The organism is Acidobacteriota bacterium, from assembly GCA_039030395.1.
Classification (GTDB): domain Bacteria; phylum Acidobacteriota; class Thermoanaerobaculia; order Multivoradales; family JBCCEF01; genus JBCCEF01.
This window is the reverse complement of sequence record JBCCEF010000001.1, coordinates 82,013-102,890: the sequence shown is the minus strand read 5'-3', so window position 1 is coordinate 102,890 and position 20,878 is coordinate 82,013. Positions and strand designations below refer to the sequence as shown.

At 66.9% G+C, this 20,878-nt stretch carries 14 protein-coding genes; 8 read left to right on the top strand and 6 right to left on the bottom strand.

From position 1 onward, the window contains the following. The first annotated feature begins 3 nt into the window (after nt 1-3). Genes AAF481_00430 through AAF481_00420 form a run of 3 tightly spaced genes read left to right on the top strand, consistent with a single transcriptional unit; the run spans nt 4 to nt 5,656 of the window. Entirely contained in the window at nt 4-3,843 is a 3,840-nt protein-coding gene (locus AAF481_00430) for a beta-propeller fold lactonase family protein (GenBank protein MEM7479610.1), read from the top strand. A gap of 13 nt (nt 3,844-3,856) precedes the next feature. Then, nucleotides 3,857-4,873 carry a peptidylprolyl isomerase gene (locus AAF481_00425; GenBank protein ID MEM7479609.1) on the top strand — a complete coding sequence of 339 codons (1,017 nt, stop codon included), beginning with the start codon at nt 3,857-3,859 and terminating at the stop codon, nt 4,871-4,873. Between the two features lie 6 nt (nt 4,874-4,879). Continuing rightward, nucleotides 4,880-5,656, top strand: coding sequence for a class I SAM-dependent methyltransferase (locus AAF481_00420; GenBank protein ID MEM7479608.1), 777 nt, complete (start codon nt 4,880-4,882; stop codon nt 5,654-5,656). Here AAF481_00420 and AAF481_00415 read toward each other — a convergent pair. Then, nucleotides 5,581-6,891, bottom strand: coding sequence for a polysaccharide ABC transporter ATP-binding protein (locus tag AAF481_00415; protein MEM7479607.1), 1,311 nt, complete (start codon nt 6,889-6,891; stop codon nt 5,581-5,583). The genes AAF481_00420 and AAF481_00415 overlap by 76 nt on opposite strands. A gap of 23 nt (nt 6,892-6,914) precedes the next feature. Between AAF481_00415 and AAF481_00410 the strand changes: the two genes are divergently transcribed. Both AAF481_00410 and AAF481_00405 read left to right on the top strand, forming a co-directional pair. After that, nucleotides 6,915-7,736, top strand: a complete 822-nt coding sequence (locus AAF481_00410; GenBank protein MEM7479606.1) for a methyltransferase domain-containing protein — start codon at nt 6,915-6,917, stop codon at nt 7,734-7,736. Then, a complete protein-coding gene (locus AAF481_00405; protein MEM7479605.1) occupies nt 7,730-8,587 on the top strand; it encodes a phytanoyl-CoA dioxygenase family protein in 858 nt (285 codons plus the stop codon). Before AAF481_00410 ends, AAF481_00405 begins: the two co-directional genes overlap by 7 nt. A 3-nt stretch (nt 8,588-8,590) precedes the next feature. On the opposite strand, the gene AAF481_00400 is transcribed toward AAF481_00405, so the two are convergent. Then, entirely contained in the window at nt 8,591-9,469 is an 879-nt protein-coding gene (locus AAF481_00400) for a phytanoyl-CoA dioxygenase family protein (GenBank protein ID MEM7479604.1), read from the bottom strand. A 106-nt stretch (nt 9,470-9,575) separates the two neighbouring features. Here AAF481_00400 and AAF481_00395 point away from each other — a divergent pair, with 106 nt between their 5' ends. Then, a complete protein-coding gene (locus tag AAF481_00395) occupies nt 9,576-10,046 on the top strand; it encodes an isoprenylcysteine carboxylmethyltransferase family protein (GenBank protein MEM7479603.1) in 471 nt (156 codons plus the stop codon). Between the two features lie 3 nt (nt 10,047-10,049). Here AAF481_00395 and AAF481_00390 read toward each other — a convergent pair whose 3' ends face one another. The 3 genes from AAF481_00390 to AAF481_00380 all read right to left on the bottom strand — a co-directional run bounded on the left by AAF481_00390 (nt 10,050) and on the right by AAF481_00380 (nt 18,562). Next, a complete protein-coding gene (locus AAF481_00390; GenBank protein MEM7479602.1) occupies nt 10,050-15,620 on the bottom strand; it encodes a DNA repair ATPase in 5,571 nt (1,856 codons plus the stop codon). Nucleotides 15,621-15,683: 63 nt separating this feature from the next. After that, nucleotides 15,684-17,576, bottom strand: coding sequence for a flotillin family protein (locus tag AAF481_00385; protein MEM7479601.1), 1,893 nt, complete (start codon nt 17,574-17,576; stop codon nt 15,684-15,686). Between the two features lie 563 nt (nt 17,577-18,139). Next, entirely contained in the window at nt 18,140-18,562 is a 423-nt protein-coding gene (locus tag AAF481_00380; GenBank protein ID MEM7479600.1) for a DUF1761 domain-containing protein, read from the bottom strand. Nucleotides 18,563-18,758: 196 nt separating this feature from the next. Between AAF481_00380 and AAF481_00375 the strand changes: the two genes are divergently transcribed. Beyond that, the gene (locus AAF481_00375; GenBank protein MEM7479599.1) at nt 18,759-19,322 is read left to right on the top strand and encodes a DUF4287 domain-containing protein; all 564 of its coding nucleotides are present in this window, start codon (nt 18,759-18,761) and stop codon (nt 19,320-19,322) included. Here AAF481_00375 and AAF481_00370 read toward each other — a convergent pair. Further along, complete coding sequence (locus AAF481_00370; GenBank protein ID MEM7479598.1) at nt 19,307-20,257, bottom strand: helix-turn-helix domain-containing protein; 951 nt, start codon at nt 20,255-20,257, stop codon at nt 19,307-19,309. The genes AAF481_00375 and AAF481_00370 overlap by 16 nt on opposite strands. Before the next feature lie 252 nt (nt 20,258-20,509). Here AAF481_00370 and AAF481_00365 point away from each other — a divergent pair, with 252 nt between their 5' ends. Further along, nucleotides 20,510-20,854: a hypothetical protein gene (locus AAF481_00365; GenBank protein MEM7479597.1), complete on the top strand. Its 345-nt coding sequence runs from the start codon at nt 20,510-20,512 to the stop codon at nt 20,852-20,854. The last annotated feature ends 24 nt before the right edge of the window (nt 20,855-20,878 follow it).

Below are 20,878 nucleotides of genomic sequence, written 5' to 3'. Positions count from 1 at the left end.
GGAATGGTGACGCCAATCAACTCAACCAGAAGACGGCTGACCTTCCGTCGACTCGCCGGCCTGGGGATCGTGCTGCTCCTGGCTCTGGAAGTAGGGGCGCGGCTACCGGGCCCGGACCACATCTTCTACGGCCGGGTGCTGCGCGGCGGGGAGCCGGTCACCAGCGGCGTGGTCGAGGTGTTCCTGGAGGGGGATTCGGTTCCCCTCGCCAACTACGTCATCGGATCCGACGGCGAGCTGGGACAGCGCTACGCGCTGCGCATCCCCATCGACTCGGTCGATCCCCAGGACCCCGGCACGGCACGGCCGGGCGACGCGGTCACCTTCACTGTCGACGGCGTGTTGGCCGGCGAAGGGGTGGTCGGTGAATGGGGTGAGGCACAAGTGCTCGACCTCGACGAGCTGGCAGCGCTGCCGGGTATGACCGTCGACGATGTGTCGCTGGTCGAAGGCGACACCGGCAGCCTCGATGCGGTGTTCACCATCACCTTGTCGCAAACCTCGCTGAACCCGGTGACCGTCGACTACGAAACGCCGTCCGACCAGGGAACGGCGACCCAGGGCCTGGACTATGTCGACACCAGCGGTACGGCCACCATCGATCCGGGCGATTTGACGGCGACGGTGATCGTGCCGGTGCTCGGAGACTTCGAGGAAGAGGCGGACGAGACCTTCAAACTGATCTTGAGCAACGAGAGCGGCACGGTGCTGTCCGACGCCGAAGGTGAAGGCACCATCATCGACAACGAGCGGCCGCCGGATGTGGCCGTCGGCGATGCGGCGGTGCTGGAGGGGGACACCGGTTCGACCCAGGTGGAACTCACCCTGGTGCTGTCGCGACCGATCTCGCCGGCGGTGTCGGTCGATTGGTCGACCACCGAGGCGTCCGGCGGCGCCACCATGGACGTCGATTTCGCCGCCGCTTCCGGCACGGCGGTGTTCGCTTCCAACACCACCACAACGACCCTGATGGTCGAGGTCTTCGGCGACCTCGAGGACGAAGACGACGAACTCTTCCACGTCGATCTCGACGCGGTGAGCGCCGAGGCCACCTTGAGCGATCCCCGCGCCGACGTCCTGATTTGGGACGACGATGGCTTCCTGGAATTCGTCGAAGCGGTCGGCCTGGGCGCCATCTCCGGCCTCGACGAGGCCTCGGCGGTGGCCGTGGCGCCGGCCGGCGACTGGATCTTCGTCACCGGCAAGGTCAACGACACGCTCCTCTCCTTCGCCCGCGACGGCGTCGACGGCAGCCTGACCTTCGCCGATCAGATCTCCGAGGGCGACGGGGCCGGCGCGGTCGACGGTCTCGATGGACCGGAAGACATCCTGGTCAGCCCGGACGGCGCCCACGTCTACGTCGCCTCCTTCGTCAGTTCGGCGGTGTCGGTGTTCGCGGTGGATGGCGGCTCCGGCGCCCTGACCTTCATCGAATCGCAGATCGACGGCGCCGGTGGCGTCGACGGCCTGCTCGGGGCCTCGTCCCTGGCCTTCGACTCGACCGGCGATTTCCTCTACGTCGCCGGTGAGACGGACGACGCGGTGGCGGTTTTCGAACGCGACGAGACGACCGGCGCCCTGACCTTCGTCGACGCCTACTTCGACGCCGACGATCCGGTGGACGGCCTCGGCTTGGACGGCGCCACCTCTGTGGCCGTCAGCGCCGACGACGCGCACGTTTACGTGGCGTCGCGGATCGACTCGGCGGTGGCCGCCTTCGAGCGCGACGGCACCACCGGCGAACTGACCCTGGTCGACGTCCAGACCCTGGCCGGCGGTCCGATCACCGGCCTCGGCGGCACCAGCTCCGTGGCGGTGGCCGGCGACGGCGCCTTCGTCTACGCCACCGGCGCCTCGGAAGACGGTCTGGTGGTGTTCCAGCGGGACGACGCCACCGGCGCCCTCACCTGGGTGCAAACGCTGCTCGACGGGGTCAACGGCTCCGACGGCCTGGACGGCGTCACGGAGGTCGCCGTCTCTTTCGACACCCGGGTGGTCTTCACGGCGGCCCTCGAAGACGACGCGCTAGGGGTGTTCCTGCGCGACCCCAGCACCGGCTCCCTGTCGCCCATCGAGTTCCACTTCGACGGCACCGGCGGCGAGGACGGCCTCGACCGTGCGCTCCAGCTCGCCGTCTCGAGCAACGATTCGAGTATCTACCTGGTGGGCAGCAACGACGACGCGGTGGCGGTCTACCTGCGCGATTCCATTCAGCCGACGGATCCGACCAGCCTCGAAAGCACCACCCACACCGAGGGCGTGTGGTCCAACCTGTCGCGCATCACCATGGAGTGGTCCGGCGCGGTGGACAACATCGGCGGTACCGGCGTGCTCGGCTATTCCTTCCAGTTCGATCTGACGCCGGTCGAGATGCCGGACCTGATTCTCGATCTCGTCCACACGGTGGACGCCCACTCCACCGAGAGCGCCCTGCTGCCGGACGACGACGGCTACTATTTCCACCTGCGCACCTGTGACTTCGGCGCCAACTGCACCTCGGCGATCCACCGCGGCCCCTACCGCATCGACGCCACCTTGCCGACGGCCCCTGCGGACCTCGCCTCGGCGAGTCACGGCGGTGGCGCGCCGGTGGCGGACGACACCATCGACGTCACCTGGACCGCCGCGACGGACAATCTGAGCGGCGTGGCGGGCTACTCGGCGGTGTTCGATTTCGATCCTGCCAACACCTGCGCCGAGACCCAGGACATCGGACCCGTTACCGGGCTCACCAGCCCGCCGCTGGCCGACGGTTCCTGGTACATCCACCTCTGCGCGGTGGACGAGGCGGGCAACTGGAGCGACCCGGTGACCCTCGGCCCGCTGGTGGTCGAAGCGGTGCCGCCGACGATACTGGCGGTAGACACCGTGGCCGGCACCGGCGACGGCGTGCTGACCTCCGGCGAGGTGGTCGACACCTATTCGGTGACCCAGATCTACGTTTCCTTCAGCGAGCTGATGGAGGACGGAGCGGGCGACAGCGATCCCGGTGACGTCACCAATCCGGCCAACTACCAACTGGTCCACGGCGGTCCCGATGGCGTGGTCGAGACCGCCGTCTGCGGCGCGCTGGCCGGGGATGACGAGGCGGTCAGCGTCGATGCGGTGTCCTTCGATACCGCCACCTTCCGGGCGGCGGCCGAGGTCAACGGCGGCCTGGCACTGCCGGCCGGTGCCTATGTTCTCTTCGGCTGCTCGACGCTCCTCGACGTCTTCGGCAGCGCCCTCGACGGCGACAGCGACGGCACCGGTGGGGACGACTCGGTGCTGCCCTTCAGCGCGACCTTCAGCAACCTTTTGGTCAACCCGAACTTCGACGGCGACCTGAGTTCTTGGTTGCGCTTCCCGGACGACTCCTCGGTGGTGGACTTCGCCGCCGAGGACGCGGATTTGGCGCCGACCTCCGGCTCCGCGGGCGCCGTCTTCTCGGCCCTCGATCCGGTGGCCTATGTCACCCAGTGCGTCGCCCTCAACGCGGGCCTGCCGCACCTGGTGCGCGGCCTGGTGCGGATCGACGGCGGCACCGACAGTCTGCCGACGGCCTCCGCCCTGGTGCGCTACTTCGGTTCGAGCAACTGCGGCATCGACCAGCTCGGCGAGGAGACATCGTCGGTGGTGAGTGGCGATACGCTGGGCCTATGGGAACCCTTCGAGCTGCCGGTCCTCACCATTCCGCCGGGAACCCAGTCGGCGCGGGTCTTCTTCCTGGTCGACGGCACCGGCTCCACCAGCTATGACGCCTTCTTCGACAACCTGGTGTTCGGCGAGCAGGCCACGGCGGAGATCTTCACCGACGGCTTCGAGTCCGGCGACACCACCCTGTGGTCGGCGGCGGTGGACTAGGGCGGTGCCGAGGGTGCGGTTGTCGAGGGCCTGGTGGCTCGGGCTGGCGCTGGGGACCGCTGTCGGCTGCGCCACGGTGCCCCCGCCGGAGCCGGCATCGCCGAGTCCGCCGGTGGAGACGCCGGAGCCGGCATCGCCCCAGCCCTCCCTCGAAGCTCTCACCGGCCGGCCGGAGGTGCTGGCGGTGGTCGAGGGGACGGTCATCTCCGTCGAGGATCTCGAAGCCGCCATCGAGCTGCGCGGCGGCGCGGCCCGCTACCCCGACCGGCAGCGCCGCCAGGCCCTCCTCGACGAGCTGATCCAGCATCGGGTGACCCTGTTGCGTGCCCTCGAGGAGGGCTACGACCAGCGCGAGGATGTCGTCCGCGCCTTCGATAAAATCCTCGTCAACCTCTACCGCCGGGAACACCTCGAAGAAGAGGCCCTCGAAGTGACCCCGGAGGCGATCGAAACCTACTACCGCGAGAATCCGGAGCGCTTCCTGCGGCCGGCGCGTTCGCGGCTGGCGATGATCTTCGTCGAACTCTCGCCCCGTCTCGGCGAGGAGGGGCGGGCCCGAGCGCGGAGCAGGGTCGAGCAGGCCCGTCGCGAAGCTCTGGAGCTGTCCGTCGAGACCAAAGGCTTCGGTCCGCTGGCCAAAGGCTATTCGGACGATGCCGCCACCAAGTACGTCGGCGGGGTGGTGGGCTGGCTCTACCCGCGCCAGTCCGCCGGCTACAAGTGGCCGGAGGAGGCCTTGCTGTCGGGGCTCGCCCTGCAAGAGGTCGGTGAGGTCAGCGAGATTGTCACCACCGATGAGGGCTTCTACCTCTGGCGTCTGGTGGAGCGCGAGGAAGACCGGCCGCTGCCCCTCGACCGGGTGCGCGACGGCATCGCCGGCATCCTGCGCAAGGAGATGCGGGCCGAGCGCCGGCGCGCCTTCGCCCAAGAGCTGCGCCACGGCTTCGAAGTGTGGACCGACTACGATCGCCTCGACGCCCTGCCGGAAGTGACCACCGATCCCGGCCCCCCACCCTTGCCCGGCGGATAGCTACCCGTGGTCGCCGACGTTCTCACCCAGCCGAGAACCGAATCTCTGCCGGAGACCTGGAGTCTGTGGCGCTATCGCCACGTCGCCGGTCTGCTGCGGCGAGGTGGCCGGCCCAGCGATTCGCTGATCGACCTCGGATGTGGCGCCGGAAATGTGACCCGGTTTCTGGCCGACGAGCTCGGGATTTCGCGCGTCGTCGGTGTGGAAGAGGATCCGGTTCAGATCCGGGAAGCTCGCCGTTTGGGGTTGGAAGTGCGGGCCGCTTCGCTGCTCGATGAGAGCCTGCCGGAGCGCATCGCCGAGCGCTTCCCCGAACGCTTTCAGGTGGCGCTGCTGGGCGATGTCCTGCACCATCTCACCGGAAGAACGATCGAGGATTCCTTCCGCCGCGTTCGCCGGGTTCTCGCCGCCGCCGCCGCGCTGCTCGAAAAGGGGGGCACGTTGATCGTGGCGGAGCCGGTCTATCGCTGCCGCTGGCTGCGGGACGGCACGTATCACCTCAAACGCACGGTGTCGCGCTGGCGGCGTGGGCGCCTGGAGTTGGGACCTCGTTGGCTCAATGTCGGTCCGCCGGTGGTGCGGTTCTTCGATCGCCGCGAGCTGCTCGCCCTGATCGAAGGCAGTGGCTTGAGGGTGGAAGCGGTCGTCGAGAGCGACCACCAGCGGTTGGCTGGGGTGTTCGCCCGCGGCCGCATCACCCTGCTCGCTCAGCCGGCCCGCTCGACGTCTTCTGAGTCCGGCCGCTCCACCGCCACCGCCACCAGGTCGCCGGAGAGGCGATGAAAGTTCTCCGACGGATGCGCGCGCCCTTCGACGGCAAAGAGCGTCGGCGCCTGGTCGTGGCCGAAGAGGGCGATCAGGGCGCCGTTGTCCGGTTCCGCGATGGCGCCTCGGAGGGCGTAGGTGCCGGCGAGAAGCGGCAGGTTGGGAATGCGACAACGCAGCACGCCGGAACCCTCGGCGAGGGCATAGGCGGGCCGCTCGCCGGCGTGCAGCAGGCCGGAGGTGATCTGCACCATCAGGTCCGCCGTCGCCACCCGAAATCCCCAGAACACCTCCGGCCGCGCTTGCCGGGAGCGGTAGTGGAGGTGCACCTCGGCGACCTCGCCGGTGCGCAGGGTGTCGCCGGTGATGGGCAGGATCTCCAGCCGGTCGATGATCACCGGCTCGCGGGTGCTCAGGGGACGTGCTGCGCTCGCCGGCGCCGCCGGCCCGGGCTGCTCCTCGCCACGGCTTCTCCCATGACGACCCCCATCGCTCGCAAGGTAGGCCTTGACCACCCGGTCGCTGGGGCCGTAGTCCACCACCTCGCCGCCGTCGAGGTAGAGGGTGCGGCTGCACAGGTTTTGCACCGTGTACAGGTCGTGGGACACCAGAATGATCCCGGCGCCGGCCTCGATCAGTCCCATCATGTGGCGGACGCACTGACGGCGGAAGTGCAGGTCGCCCACCGCCAGCAGTTCGTCGAGCAGCAGGATGTCCGGCTCGAGATGGACAGCGATGGCGAAGCCCAGGCGCGCCCGCATGCCGGTCGAGTAGGTCAACACCGGCGCGTCGACGAAGTCGCCGATGCCGGCGAAGTCGAGGATGGCTTCCAGGTGCTTCTCGGTTTCGTCCGCCGACTGGCCGAGGAGGGTGGCTTCGTGGAAGATGTTCTCGCGCCCGGTGAGCACCGGATCGAAACCGATGCCCAACTCCGAAATGGCCCGCAGCCGGCCGCGCACGGTGATGCGTCCGCCGTCGAGGGGCAGGCGGCCGTTGAGCAACTTCAGCAGGGTGCTCTTGCCGGCGCCGTTTGGGCCGACGATACCGAGGCATTCTCCGGCTTCCAGACGGAAGGTGACATCGGCGAGCGCCCAGAACTCGCCGGCCCGCAGCTTTTCCGCCGGCCGTGGCCGGCCGAGGGCGCTCGTTACCAGATCCTGCACTCCGTAGCGCAGGGATCGATCGAGGCGCCGGCAGAACTTCTTGCGCACCGAAACGGCTTCCAGGAGAGCCTCGCCGGGGGGAGAATTCACCCCGCCAGTGTACAGGGTCGGGGATGCTGAGACCGAGACTGGGACGTTCCGTCCGGCGCTGGCTGCGCTGGCCGGCGAGCTGGCGCAGGGGCGCTCCGCCGCCGGCCGCCGTGGCGGCCTACTACGACCGCTGGACTTCGCGCTACGAGGCGGCCTTCGGCGATACCTTCCAGTCCAGCCGGACCCACGACCTGGACGAGTTGTTTTCCCACATCGCAGACCAGGTGGAACTGGCTCCCGGCCAGCGAATTCTCGACGCCGGCTGTGGCGTCGGGGGTCCTGCCCGCTGGCTGGCGCGCCGCCGCCGGGTGTTCGTCGACGCGATCAATGTGTCGCCGGTGCAGGTCGAAAAGGCCAGGCGCAATGTCCAGAATGCTGGCCTCGGCAACCGGGTGCGGGTGATCGAAGGCGACTTCCACCAGCTCGATCGCCATGTTCCGACGGGAGCCTTCGACGCCGTTCTGTTTCTCGAATCGCTGGTGCACGCGCGGCAACCGGTGATGGTTTTGGCCGCGGCGGCTCGGGTGCTCCGTCCCGGGGGAATCCTCTACGTCAAAGACCTCTTCCGGCGCCGCGATCCGTTGCGGGGCCAAGAGGCGCGGCGGGTGAAACGGGCCGTCGCCAACACCAACCGGCACTTCCGTCTGGAAGTTCAGCCGAGCGACCGCATCGCCCGCTGGCTCGTACAGGCCGGCTTCCGCGTCGACTACCTGCGCGAGCTACCCATCGCCACTCAGCACGACCTCGGCAATGCTTTCTGCGCCGAGCACGGCATCGACATTTACCAGGGCGAGCCGGTCACCTACCTCGACTGGCTCGAGCTAAAAGCGAGGAAGACATGCTGAGAGATCCGGCGGCGCGCGCCCAATTGGAGCGCGAAGGCTGGGTGATCGTGGACTTCTTCGAGCCCGCCGAGATCGACGAGCTGGTGGCGACCTTCGAAGCTCTTCACGACTTTCCGGTGGAGGGGATGTTCTTTTCCAACCGCAGTCCGGACCAGGAGTACAAAGCCCGAGTCCAGAAGTTCATCAAGCGGTACTACCCGCCGAAGGTCGACCAGTTCTTCGACGACGCCGAGTGGATCGACGGAGTGTTCATCATCAAGGCGCCGGGTGCCGGCGAGTTCACCAATCACCAGGACTGGTCGCTGGTGGATGAAGGCGAGCATCGCAGCATCGGGATTTGGGCGCCGCTCCTCGACACCGATGCCGGCAACGGCACCTTCTGTGTGCTGCCCGGCAGTCACCGCTTTCACGAGACCTACCGCAGCCCCACCATCCCGTCGATCTACGCTCGCGACGAGCTGGAGGCGGTGGTCGACGCCCACCGCCAGGTACTCACCGTCCGCCGCGGCCAGGCGGTGCTCTTTGACCACGCGCTGATCCACGCCACCACCTCCAACACCTCCCGGGAGCGGCGCAGCGCCGCCTTCGTCGGGGTCAAGCCGCGGCGGGCGGAAATGCGGTTCTACTGGCTCGATCCGGAGGCACAGAAAATCGAAGCCTTTCGCATCGAGCGCGATTTCTTGTATCGCTACGACTATCGGTCGCGGCCCGAGGCTCCCAGTCTGGGGTTCTTGCCGTGGAATCCGCCGGAGCTGTCGCCCGATGACCTGGAGCAGGCCATCTCCCACCACGCCGGCGCCGAGCCGGTGCGGGTGCCGTGGTGGCGCCGCTGGATCGCTGCCGGGAGGTAGGTTCTACGCGCCGTAGATCGTTGCCCGGATCTCCTGGCCCCGCGAAAGCAACGCCGCGAACTCGGCCTCGTCGATTTGTCGATTACGGTTGTCGACGAACCCCAGGCTGGGCAGGTCCGGCCGCCCGGCGAAGAGCGCCGGCCCCACTTCCACGTAGAAGTCCGAATCCGCCGCCAGCACCTCGAAGCGCTCCGGCTGAGCCGGGTCGAGCCAGTGAATCACCGTGGTGAGTTCCCGCGGTACCAGCTCGATCTGGATGGCGACGCGCGCTTGCCCGGTGCGGTTGTCGGCGGAGTAGTGGAGCAGGCTGTCGTCGAAGATGACCGCCTCGCCGGCGGTCGTCTCCAAGGGCACGAAGTACTTTTCCTTCAAGGCCGCCTCGAAGCTGTGGAAGTAGGGCGTCGAGGCGAAATTGGCCACCTCCGGCAGCAGCTTGTGGCTGCCGTCGATCACCTGCAGGGCGCCGTTCGTTTCATCGACATCGATCAGCGGGCACCAGGCGGTGACGGTGGTGTCCGAAAGCTGGGCGGTGGTCGGCCAATTCTGGTGGATCATCAACGCCCCCTGCCCCGGCGGCTTGACGTGGATGTTGCTGGTGAGAATCCGGTAGTCCGCCAGCAGTTCCTTGAGCGGCGCGGCAAAGAACTCCCGGATCAGGTGGTCCGAAGCCCGCCGGTACTCGACCTTCGGGTCGAGGTAGGTGCAGTGATAGGTGGGCCGCTGGGGGTCCTCCGCGCCGGGCGCAAAGCCGTCGGCGGGCTGCAATTCGTCGATCCGCGCCCGCAGCGCAGTCACCTGCCGCGAATCGAGCAGGGGAGTTCGAACCCAACCCTTGCGCCGCAGGGTCTGGTCGCAGTCAGAACTCTGAAAAATGGGTCTCACGGCAAGACTTTCCGGGGGCCAAGTGGTGGTGAGAATAGCATCCGGAAGGTCCGCCACCGACGAGCGTCCGGGTCCTGAAGATCCTGCCAGGGGATAGGATCGGGCGATGTCATCGGAACCCAAAGACGGCGCCCGGGTGCGCATGCCGCCACCCCTCGTCTTTCTGGCCGCGGCGCTCCTCGGTGCGCTGATGGAGCGTCAGGTCATCGCCCTGCCGCTCGCCGGGGCCTGGACCCTGCCGGTGGGCATCCTCTGCCTGGTTCTCGGGGCGCTCCTGATCGCTCTGGCGATGCGGCTCTTCTTTCGCTCGGGCCAGGATCCGGAACCCTGGAAGCCCACCCCGTCGATTGTCGCCGCGGGCATCTTCCGCTGGACCCGCAATCCCATGTACGTGGGGATGGCGCTGCTCCAGATCGGCGCCGGGGTGCTCAAGGGGTACGGCTGGATCGTCCTCACGGTGCCGCTCTCCCTGTGGCTGGTCTACCTCACCGCCGTGCGCCACGAGGAGGAGTACCTGACTGGCAAATTCGGTGACGAGTACTTGCGCTATAGGGCGTCGGTGCGCCGTTGGTTGTGAGTCCTAGGATTCCCCTGCCTTGAGACCCTGGGTGTCGATCCGCCGCAGGGCGGTGGTCAGGTCCTTCATGCGGTCGAGCTGTTCGAGGGTGGTGCTGAACAGTTTTTCGATCCGCTTGTCCGGCGGCACTTCCTGGCGTTTCATCCAGCGGTGGATGGAGCGCACGGATTCCATCAACCCCTGGTCCACCGTACCGGTGAGTTCATCGAGAATGTCGTAGACGCCGGACTGGAGGGTCTGGACCACCTGGAAGGTGGTGCCCGCCTGGGCTGACTCGGCCGGTCGCGCCTGGAGCCCCTGGTTGAGGGTGTGGGCGATGGTGCCGAGACCGCTGGCGAGGGCCTGGAGCTGTCCGTAGATGGCGGCGACCTGCTCCGGATCGATCGCCGAGACGGGTGGGGGAGTTGCCTCGACGGGTCGAGCAGCGAGGGCTTCGCGGGTGGCCGTGTCGCTTGCCGAGAGGGCTTCAAGCACCGTCTGCAGGCGCTCCAGGTAGGGGCCGAATTCGACCTTTAGGGCGGTCGGTGACTCGTCCTTCGCCGGTGCTTCGAGGGTGACGGTGCGGTCCTCGGCCGCGCGCTGGATCTCGCGGCCGATCTCTGCCAGCCGGTCCGACAGCAGACCGAGGGTGCCGGTGACCCGGGCCACGGGATCTTCGTCGTCGCCCACCGCTTGGTGCTTGGCGAAACCCTGCTTGATCTCCCGCCAGCGCTCTTCTTCGTCGTCGGTCAGCACGCCGCGCAGCTCGCGCAATTTCAAGAGGTTGTGCTCGGCGCCGGAGGTGAGGGTCTGGGCCTCTCCCTGGTAGTGGTCGTCGAGCAGCGCTTCGAGCTCCCGTGCGTCCATCACGGCGACGATCTTCTCGGCCAGCTTCGCCATGTTGCGGTAGCTGCCCTGGAGCTGGAAGCGCGGCTCCGTGCGGTAGCGCGGGTCCTGGGCCGCCGAGGCAATGTACTGCCGGTTCACCGCCAGCAGCACCTCCTGCACCCTCAGCAGTTTGGCGAGCACCGCCAGTACCTCGCTCAGTTCGGCGCTGCCGTAGGGGTGTTCGAGCTGGTCCGCCGGCACCTTCTCGCCGCCGGCCATGCGCACCAGGTGGTAGAGGTCCTGGCGATTGCGGCCGGCGAGCGGCGCCAGCACCGGGTTCGAGGTGAGGGCGTTTTCGATGTACGAGAGGGCGAAAAGTTCGTCCTTGCCGGAGAGGACGTCGCCCAGGTTGTAGACGTCCGAGCGGTTGGCGAGCATGTCGGGAATCTGGAAGCGCTCGCCGGACTCGGTGTAGGGGTTGCCGGCCATGCACACGGCGAAGCGCTTGCCGCGCAGGTCGTAGGTGCGGCCGCGGCCGCGCCAAATGCCCTCCACCCGACGCTGGGCGTCGCACAGAGAGATGAACTTCTGCAGCAGCTCGCTGGAGGTGTGCTGGATGTCGTCCAGATAGAGCAGCACGTTGTTGCCCATCTCGAAGGCGAAGTTGATCTTCTCGACCTCCTGGCGGGCGGTGGCGTTGGGCGCTTCCTGGGGATCGAAAGACGTCACCGAGTGGCCCAGCGCCGGCCCGTTGACCTTGACGAACACCAGCCCCAGGCGGTCGGCGATGTACTCCATCAGGGTGGTCTTGCCGTAGCCCGGCGGCGAGATCAGGAGCAAGAGACCCATCAGGTCCGTGCGCTTGTCGCCGCCGGCGGCGCCGATCTGCTTCGCCAGGTTGTCGCCGATCAGCGGCAGGTACACCTCGTCGAGCAGCCGGTTGCGGACGAAGGCGCTCATCACCTTCGGCTCGAATTCCGCCAAGCGCAGGTCCCGGCGGGCTTTCTCCAGGGCCTCGTGGCGAAGTTTCTGGTAGGCCCGGAAGCCCGGGACCCGTGCCGCCCGGAAGCGCTCGAAGCGGGCCAGCAGCTCATCGAGGCGAAGGCTCACTCGGCCGTCGCGAATGCGCCGATGGGAACCCAGGAGGCCGGAGACTTCGGCGGCGAGGAGCGGTCGGTGGACGATCCGCTCGACCCCCGAGCGATCGCCCAGGGCGAGCCACACGGCGACCTCGTCGCGGGTCCACTCGGCGGCCGGCGGGGTGTCGTTGCCGGCGCCGCGGGCGACGAAGCCTTCGAGCCACAGGCGGGCGAGGGCGAGGCGCTGGCCGAGATCCTCCAGGGCCCGCAGATCGTCTTCGAGCTGGCGATCGAGGGACTGGTCCCGTAGGTGGCGCTGGAAGGCCTCAGCCAGATCTTCCGCGTCGCCGGCCACCACGAACTCCGGGCTCGCTTCGGAGAGCTGCTCCACCAGGTAGGCGGCGCTCTGCGCCGGGCTGGCGGAAGCGGCCACCGGTGGCCCACCGCGGTGCGGCTCGGTCCGTTCCGAGGTAGCTAGCTCTTCGGCGTAGGCCGCGATGCGCTCGGCCAGTTCTCCTTCGAGGGCCGCCGTGGCGGCGCGGTGGTCGAGCTTCGAGCGCAGTCGCACCAGACTGGCCGAGCGCCGGCGGAGCAGGTCCTGGCCGCCTCGGTCGAGGCCGGTGGCGTAGTAGAGAAGTGCCAGGGCGCGGGCGTCCGCCCGGTAGCGCAACAGGCCGACGGTGGAGGTGGCCGAAACAAGGTATTCGAGGATCCGGGCGGCGTCGTGATCGTGCACGCCGCGCTCGTAGCCCTCGTCGTAGCGCTCGGCGGCGAAGGCGCGCACCACCTCCAGCAACGTGCCTTCTTCGAGGGCGACGTGGAGGGCGTCCAAATCGAGGCCGTCTTCGCCCAGCTCGGCGGCGCGCAGAATGGAGCAGGCGAGGAATTCACCGCGGTAGAGGTCTTCCGTTTCGGAAACCACCGACTGGGTCCAGTAGTCCTCCATCTCGGCCAGGGCCGGATCGTCGATCGGCGCGAAGAAGTCCGTGCCGGTGAGGTGGAGCTGGAGGCCGTCGCCCTTGGTGACCGCCGTCAGGTCGAAGGGCTGGCTGTTGACGGCGAAGCGGTGACGCCCCAAGCGCACCAGGTGACCCGCCTCGAAGATCTCCCGGCGGTCGCGCAGCGTCCGAGCGGCCTCCTGCCGCGCCGCCTTGATGGCGCCTTCGATCTCCTCGGCCTTGACCTGGTCGCCGGTCTCGCGCAGACGCTCCGTCAGGTCGCGCAGCTTCAGGAGCATGGGATCGGCGGCGAAGAAGGCGTTGAGATCGTCCTCCGCATCGAAGCTGCCGGCGCGCCGTTCGAGGGAGGCGAGGATGCGCTCCGAGGCTTCCGCCAACCGCTGCGCCCGCCGCTGGCGCGCTTCGAGGAGATGCTGCTTCTTGGCGCTGAACGCTTCGGTGACCTCTTCGCGTTTGGTCACCAGCTCGTCGAGGAATTCATCGAGGTCGGCGTAGCGGCTTTCGATCTCCTCGAGGGTGAGCATCAACCGGGCGATCGCCTCATCGCACTGCTCCGGCGTGGCGGCGAGGGCGAGGGCCGAGGCGACGCTCTGGCTGAACAGTTTGAACTCGGCACCGAATTCGAGCCGCGCTTCGTGGCCGCGCAGCTCCTTGCGCCGCCCGTCGAGGAGCGCCCGCACGCGGTTGACTCCGGTGAGCACCTCGGTGATGCGTTCGAGGAGGGAAGCGCGCACCGTGGCGTCTTCGATGTCGAGGGAGCCGGTGACGTCCGCCAGCACCCGCAGGCCCTCGTCGAGGGTGGCGATTTCCTCGCCGAGGTGCCGCGTCTCGGTGACCTTGGAGAGGCCGGAAATCTCTTCTTCGAGGGTCGCTAGACGTCGGTGATAGGGCTCCAACGCCGCGTCGCCGCCGAGGTACTCGACCGCCGCCCGGGCGGTTTCGTCGAAGCTCTCGGCGGCCTGCTCCATCAGTTCCTCGAGGCGCTCGCCGTCGATGTAGCGCAGCTCCCCGAGGGAGATGAGATGACCCCGCTGCCGGCGGAGTTGGCGCAGCGTCTCGATCGGCTCCGTCGGGTCCGTCCAGCGGGCCGGATCGACCTGGCGGGTCAATTCGTCCACCGCCCGGCTGGCCTCCGCCAGGGCCTGGGCGGACTGGCCGCGGATGGCCGCCACCTTTTCGAATTCGTCGAGGATCTGGCCCGCCGTCTGGCGGATGCGGCCGAGGTCTTCGGCCAGGCCGTCGAGTTCCTCGTGCTCCAGCCAGTGGTAGCTGTCGAGGGCGCGGTCGAGGCTGGCGATGAGCTTCTCGTAGACGCCGCTGGTCGGCTCCTGTTCGAGGATGGCGCGCTTCACCGCCAGCAGATCGGCGATGCCGCGCACCAGCTCGGCGTTGCCGATCTGCTCCAGGTAGGTGTCCGCCCGGTCGCGCTGTTTGCCGGCGGCGTGCTCTTCGGTTTCGAAGGGCGTTTGCCAGATCTGCATGGTGTGGACCCGCGTCGGCTCTTCGGAGATGGAGCGGAAGAGGATCATGCGCCCGCTTGAGAACACCGTGTAGCCGTTACAGTGGATGGGGGTCTGCACTCGTTTGCGGATCAGGTTGTAGGGCAACAGCAAGAAGCCGCCGTTTTCCCGCTCGTGGAAGACGTAGAGCACGTCTTCGCCGTTCGGCGAGCGCAGGCGGCGCACGAATTCCAGATCCTCGCCGGCGTCGGCGAATTGTTTCGATTCGCCTTCCTCGAGGTAGTAGCCGCCCGGAAAGATGATGCCGTGGTCTTCCGGTAGCTGCTGGCAGGCCTGGCCGATGGAGTCGATGCGAGCTACCTCCTGGGTGAGGGTGTTGAACACCAGGTAGCGGTAGGTCTCCTCGCGGAAGGGCAGCACCTTGAGCAGGATCAGCGAGCCGATCTCGGCGTAGGAGATCTCCGCGTCGTCCAGCGTCTGGTCGAGGTTGTCTACCGGCTCCCGGAAGATGCCCAGGCCGTCTTCGGTGTTGTTTTCGACCTTGACCGTCAGGTCGCCACCGATGGTTTCGATGAACACCTTGCCGAGAATGTCGACGTGGCTGTGCTCGCCGTGGACGTGTTGCTCGCGGGTGGTCGGGGTCCACTCGAAATCGTGCGACGGTTCGAAGGCGTGGTCGCGCTCGCCCCGGTTGTCGATGTAGGTGGTGTTGCCGTCCGGATCGATCGCCCAGCGCAGCACTTTGATGTCGTGCACCGTGGCACCGGTCTGGAAGACGGCGAGCAGCCGGCCGTCGAGGTTGCGCAGCTGCAGCAGGCGGGTGGAGCGGTAGTAGGTGTACAGCTCGTCGAAGGCGTCAACGAACTTCGGAGTCCGGAGAAACTCCGCCGCCACCGGTTCGAGGGTGAACGCGCCGTCCTTCTCCGCGAAGTGGTGACAACTGAAGACGTCCTCGACGGTGGTTTCTTTGCGCAGGCCGATGAAGACGTTGTAGCCGAAGACCAGGTGGTTGCCGACCTGGGCGAGGGCGCGCGGCACGCAGTTGTTCTCGGTGCGAATGCGCACCGAGCCGGCGACGGACATCTCCTGGCCGCCGAAGAGTTCGATCCGCCGATCGTTCAAGGCCTCGGCCTTGTCGCCCAGCGCCTTCGCCTGCTCGGCCAGGCGGTCCCGCACCAGTTCGTAGGTCCCCTGATCGAGGGTGGCGGAGGCCTCCGCCTCTCTGATCGTCGTGTCCTCGGGCGTTGCGCCGGTGGTGGGGTCAGCCATCGCCGGCTACCCTTGGACTCACCACCCGCGTCGTTTCATCCGGAAGGATTCTCCCCGGGGAGGTCACTCGCCGCCCTTCTCGGACTCCTTCGAGCCGAGGCTCTGCAACAGCTTGGCGCCGTCGGAACTCGACAGCAGCTTGGTGAGCGCCGCCGCCATGGTCAACGCCTGCAGCCGCTCTGGCGAACTGGCGACCCCTTCGGCCATGTCCTTCAGATCTTGCGGCAGGTTCGACCGGCCTTCCAGGTAGTCTACAAACAGGGTCTGCAGAGTTTCCGAGCGGCCGACGAAGCCGTCGATCGACTTGCCGCTCGCTACCGAGTTGACCAGGCGATCGAAGAACACTCCGTCGCCGCCGACGATGTCGATCTTGGCGTTTTCGAGAGCGGTGCCGAGCACCCCGGCCTGGGCTTCGGCGATGGCCTGCTGGGTCTCGATGGCGCGCAGCTCGATCTCTTGGTCCTTTTCGAGCCGTAGGCGGAACTCCTCGTGGCCGCGGCTGGCTTCGTCGAGGGCGGCCATGGCGGCGGCCTTGTCCTCGATGCCCTTCGCTTCGGCGCTGAATTTCTCACGCGACGCCTGGGCCGCCGCCGAGCCCTGTTCGCGGATCACCATGGCCTCGGCGAGGCCCTGCTTCTCGATCGCCGCGGCGTCCTGCTCGCGCACCCGCACCTGGGCCAGGCCAAGGGCCGCCTCCTCCGCCTGGATGCCCTCGGCCAGGCGGATCTTGGCCTGCGCCTCCTTGTCCGCCGCCTGGACCTCGGCGTCGGCCAGGATCAACCGCTCGCGGGCCTTGAACTTGGCCGCCTCTTCCTGCGCCTCGGCCTGCTTGATGTCCTTGACCAGGCCTTCCTGGGCCTCGCCCTCGGCGGCGATCACCACTGCCTCCTTGGTGCGCTTCGCCTCTTCGAGCACCCGCAGTTCCTTGATGCGCTCTTCTTCTTCGGCCACCGTCCGGTCAACGGCGACGCGCTCGCGGATGACGTCGGCGATCAGGCGCTTTTCCTGTTCGAGTTCCTTCTCTTTGGCGATGCGGGCCAGCTCCACGGCGCGCTCCGCCTGCACCACTTCGAGCTGCCGCTCCCGCTCCACCCGCTCCGTTTCCACCGCCACTACCCGCTCGCGGTTCTTCGCCGCAACGGCCACCTGGCGCAGGCGGTTTTCTTCTTGGATCTGGACGTCTTCGGCGGTCTTGATGCGGGCCGTCTCGGAGCGCAGGCGTTCTTCTTCCTGTACCTTCAGAGTCTCCGCCTCTTCCCGGCTCTGCACCGTCGCGATCTCGCGCTCTTGGCGGGCCTTGGCGTCGGCCTCCTGGCGCTCCAGCTCGTAGATCGCTTCCTGCGCCTCGACATCCTGCTTCTTGATCTGCTTCTTCTCGAAGTTCTCGTACTCGTTCGTCTTGACGTGCTCCGTCGCCGTCAACTGGGTGATCTTGCGGATGCCCTGGGCGTCCAGGATGTTGAACTGATCGAGGGATGCCAGGGGCGTCTGTTCGAGGAAGTCGATTGCCGCGTCTTCCAGGAAATAGCCGTTCAGATCCCGCCCGATCACCTTGATGATCTGGTCCCGGAAGTCGTCACGCTTGGTGTAAAGGTCGACGAAATCGAGTTGCTTGCCCACCGTTTTCAGCGCTTCCGAGAACTTGGCGCTGAACAGTTCCTCCAAGGTGTTGGGGTCCGAGGCTCGCCGGCAGCCGATGGACTGGGCGACCTTGATGACGTCCTCTTTGTTCTTGTTGACCCGCACGAAAAAGGCGACCTTGATGTCGGCGCGGATGTTGTCGCGGCAAATCAAGCCTTCTTTGCCGCGGCGGTCGATCTCGATGGTCTTCAGGGAGATGTCCATCACCTCGACCTTGTTGATGAACGGGAACACCACCGTCGGCGTGAAGGACACCGAAATGCTTCCGGAGCGGGTGATCACAAGGGCCCTTCCCTGCTCGACTTTTCTGTACATCCACATAGGCTTCTTCTCCTCTCGCCTCCACCCTACGCACTTGAAATAGGTTCGTTCAGCAGCCCCTGATCTACGCCCACGAGCAGAGTGCCGGACCTTCAGCTTCGCCGACTCATCGAAGCGACCAGACTCGGCGGCCTTCCCAACTTCGGAGGTGGAACCGGAGGCTCGACTTCCGCCCCACCCAGCCTCGTCTCGACCAAGATTCCTGTTCAGCGAAATAAAGACGTCAGAGGCGCAATAGTAGCTCAACGCGCGCGGCGCACTGTGCCGAATCTCTCGGACGTCTGTACGCGGTCACCGGTCAACCTATTCCCGGACCACACGGCCCGGAGGACGTCGCCCGGCGGGCTCCACGTCCACCGTTTGGCCCCTGTGGTTGGAGGTGGAGCCTGCTTGCCGTGTGGCGTAGAGCCGGAAGTCCGCGCTGGTCTTCAGGGCCGCTCTCCGGGCGGAGAAGGAGGTTTAGGGTAGGGACGGGCCGGCCGCGGGGGGAAGTTGAGAAGACTCCGTACCGGTCCGTGGTGCCGAAGGCCGGACTCGAACCGGCCCCTTTCTTGCCCTCAATGCCAGAGGCCGAAGACCACCCCGAAGAGGGTGAACGCCAGGGTGTGGTAGCCGGTATTGATCGCCCACAGCTTGAAAGGGCGCAGCTCGAACAGATCGTTGATTCCGAACGAAGCCCCCACCCAGCAGAGCCCCGCGAGGGCGCCCACACCGATGGCGAAGGCCGGCGCCGGCTGCGGACCCAGGAACATGGCGAAGACCCAAGCGGCGATAAAGGTCAACACGTAGGAGACGCCGAAGGTGCGGACCTTGTCGGCGGATTCGAGCTGCTCGTCGGACAGGCCCACCTGGCGCTGCCAGGCGTTGGCGAAGAGCGCGCCGTACCAAACTCCACCGAGAACGAAGCTGGTCAGCGCGGCGACGGCGACCTTGAGGAGCGAGGGCATGAACGGTGCGGTTTCGGCGACGGTGGTTTCCATGAGTTTCCTCCCTTGCACTGTTGGATGTGAGCTACGACGAGCGCAACGTCCCACACCTCTCCGGCCCGGTCTTGGAATTAATCGACTGGCGGCGGGGAACCGTCGATTCCTTACAATTCTTGCGCGGCGCGTTGCGTCAAGATAGATGTCAACACGGCGGGCGCTTCCGCCCGCCGCATGATCAGGAGACCTGGAGATGGCCAAATCCCCGGAGGAAATGCAGCAGGCGATGATCGCGAACCTGTCCGAGAAGACCGGCCGCCCCCTCGACGAGTGGATCGGTCTGGTGCGCGGTACCGGTTTGGACAAGCACGGCAAGATCGTCGCCTGGCTCAAGGGTGAACACGGCATGACCCACGGCTACGCCAATCTGGTGTCCCACCTGGCGCGCGCCGGCGACCGACCGGCGGCGGCTCCGGTCGACCTGGTGGAGGCTCAGTATGGCGGCAGGAAGGCGGACCTGCGACCGATCTACGACGACCTCGCGGCGGCCGTCGAGGGCTTCGGCTCGGATGTCGAACTGTCGCCCAAGAAGACCTATGTGAGTCTGCGGCGGAGCAAGCAGTTCGGTCTGATCCAGCCTTCCACCGCTACCCGGGTGGACGTCGGCATCCAGCTCGCCGGCGACCAGCCCACGGAGCGGCTGGAGGCGTCGGGCAGCTTCAACGGCATGGTCTCCCACCGGGTGCGGGTGACGGCTCGGGACCAGGTCGACGAGCAGTTGATCGGTTGGTTGCGCGAGGCCTACGAGCGGGCTTGAGACCCTGACGCGGAGTTGTCTTGCGCTCCGCGGAGGGTCGCCGTGTCTTCTTCGTTGAGCAGCCCCAGGCCGTCCGGCGAGCGGCGACGGAACACCTCCGTCGGCGTCGCCCCGGAGAGTTGCCGGAAGTCCCGCACCAGATGGGCCTGATCGTAGTACCCGGCGTCGAGGGCGAACTCCGCCCAGTGGACGGAGTCGACCTGCTGGAGGCGCTCGAAGGCCGATTCGAAGCGGACCAGGCGCGCATAGGCTTTTGGGGACAGGCCGATCTCGTCCCGGAAGCGCTCGGTCACATAGCGATGGCTGAACCCCGTGGCCCGCACAATCTCCCGGATCGGCGTGCTGCCGTCGCTCTCATGGAGGCTCTGCAGGCCGAAGCGCACCGCCGCCGATAGGGGCGGTGACGGTGCGAGATGGCGCTCCACGGCTCCGGCGAGGAGCCGGGTGCGGTGTTCGAGGTCGCGGCTCTCCACCACCTGAGACCGCAGGCGCTCCACCTGCGGTCCGAGCAGGCCGTCCAGTTCGACCACCTCGCCGGCGATGGCGCGCGGCGTATCGCGCAGGAAGTTGGCGACCCCGGCGGGCCGCAGGCGCACCCCGCACATCTGCGCGTTGGGCGGCGACTCCACCCGGAGCGGTTTCTGCTGTAGGCCGGACACAAAACTCGTCTCAAAGGCCAGATCCTCCGCTCCCCGCGCCTCCTCCCGCAGCCAGTGGCGATCGGTGACGCAGAACAGCACCTCCGTGCGGGTGCGCGGCAGAATCTCCTGCTCCTCGAAGCAGTCGACTCCCTCGCTGCTCCACACCGCCTCCACCTGCTCCGCCAGTGGACCTTCGGGAAAGGCGAGCACGATACGCCAGGTGCCGATGGGCGTCGACTCGGAGAGATCGACGAAACTCCAGTGCTCGTCGGCCGGTGTTTGAATGGGACCCATGGGGGTGAGGATATCGCTTCCGGTTGCGATCCGTTGGGTTGCGGAGTCTCAGGAATCCGAGTGTTCGGTGAACCTTGCCTGACATATCCGGGGCCGGACTGCCGATTCGCGGCGATTCTCTCGGGCTGCCTTTGAGATTAGAATCGGACGATCTCTTTGAGAGTCCTCAATCTCGAATGTTCTGCACCTGGGTAGACGGGTTGCGTTCCTTCGGGGCGAATTGGAAGCTTGATCCAAAAAGGGGGAGACTGCATGCCCAAGGATAGTCGATCCAAAATGAGTGCGGCTCTTTATGGAGCCTTCGGGGCGATTGCGCCTGACATCCTCTTGCTGTACTCCAAGCGCTGGACCATGCCTTCCTTCGAGTTCCATCTCGGCCAGTATGTTCTCGCGACCCTCGTCTATCTGGGTCTGGCATCCGTTGTGGCGTACATTTTTCCCTATCGGGGAGCGAGGACGCCTTGGAAGGCCTTCGCGGTTGGCTTCAGCCTTCCGGTCATTCTGGCGGGATTGTTGTCGGTTCAACGAGGCGTTGTGCTGACGCCTCGGGGCACGTCCCTCGGTGGGAGGCTATTGGACCTGATGTCTCTGTTCTAGGCTGGAATTCTCACCGTCAACCTA